Origin of the sequence: Streptomyces sp. SID14478 (assembly GCF_010548525.1) — a bacterium.
GTDB lineage: Bacteria > Actinomycetota > Actinomycetes > Streptomycetales > Streptomycetaceae > Streptomyces.
In genome coordinates, this window is sequence record NZ_JAAGMG010000409.1 from 1 (window position 1) to 1,203 (window position 1,203).

At 76.1% G+C, this 1,203-nt stretch carries 1 protein-coding gene and 1 pseudogene; one reads left to right on the forward strand and one right to left on the reverse strand.

Annotated features, from left to right (window positions below):
• The coding region (locus G3I40_RS13440) for an FHA domain-containing protein (RefSeq protein WP_164302394.1) at window positions 1-723 on the forward strand (723 nt) is incomplete at its 5' end.
• Between the two features lie 33 nt (window positions 724-756).
• Here the strand turns inward: G3I40_RS13440 and G3I40_RS13445 are convergent.
• A pseudogene (locus G3I40_RS13445) lies at window positions 757-1,203 on the reverse strand (methyltransferase); the annotation flags it as partial.

The window sequence follows — 1,203 nt, forward strand, 5'->3', positions numbered from 1 at the left end:
GGCGGCGGTGTCCCGCAGGCGTTCCAGCAGCAGCCGCCGGCCCCGCCGCAGCACCAGCAGCAGCCCCCGGCTCCGACGCACCCGGGTCCGCCCGCGCCGCCGCCGTTCCCGGACTACCCGCAGTCGCAGGACCCGCAGGGTCCGCCGCCTCCGCCCGGCCCGTCGAACCCGTCGTTCGGTGGCGGCGGTGCTCCCGGCGGGACGAACGGCGACGACTGGGTGCTCTCCCCGCCGTCGGCGCAGTCGACGACCGCGCCGCCGTTCCAGCAGCAGCCGCCGCAGCACCAGCAGTACCCGCCGCAGCAGCCGCAAGGACCGGTGAGCTGGTCGGCGACGATCGGCCCGGACCGCGAGTACTTCATGGCGATGATGCACCGCAGCGGCCCCGAGGCGTCGGGCCTGAACCTGCCCGCGTACTCGCCCGAGCAGCAGCGTCAGCTCGTCGGCAACCAGCTGACGATCGGCCGCCGCCGCCACTCGACCGGTGACACCCCCGACATCGACCTGTCGGTGCCGCCGGAGGACCCGGGCGTCTCGCACTCGCACGCGGTGCTCGTGCAGCAGCCGGACGGCACGTGGGCGGTCGTCGACCAGAACTCGACGAACGGCACGACGGTCAACGGCGGCGAGGAACCCATCCAGCCGTTCGTCCCGGTGCCGCTCCAGGACGGCGACAGGGTGCACGTCGGCGCCTGGACGACGATCACGATCCACCGCGGCTGACCGGGCCGCCGCCGGAGGGGCCCGGACCGGCCCTCAGTCGAGGGCCCACACGTAAGGCCCCTCCGGATCGTCCAGCCAGGCCCACTCCCGGCCCCCGCTCACCGTCACCCCGAACCGGTCCCGCTCCGGCCGGCCCTCGCGCTCCCACAGCGCCAGCGCCTCCTGCGGGTCCAGGGCCCCGGCGGTGAGCGTCAGCAGGAACCGGAACAGCTCGTCGCCCAGCGCCCGCCGCGGCAGCCCTCCGACGTGCTGCCGGGGCACCGCGCCCGCCCCGTCGCCGCGCAGCGCGACGAAGTACGCCGGGGTGTGCAGGAACCGCCCCTCCGCGTGCCCGGCGTCCCGCACCGCCAGCATCAGCAGCCCGGTCGACAGCGGGGTCAGCACCCGCGCCCCCGGCCGGCACTGCCCGAGCCACTCCTTCGGCACCGAGCGCAGCGCGCACGTCGCCATGATCCGGTCGTACGGGGCCCGCTCGGGGCA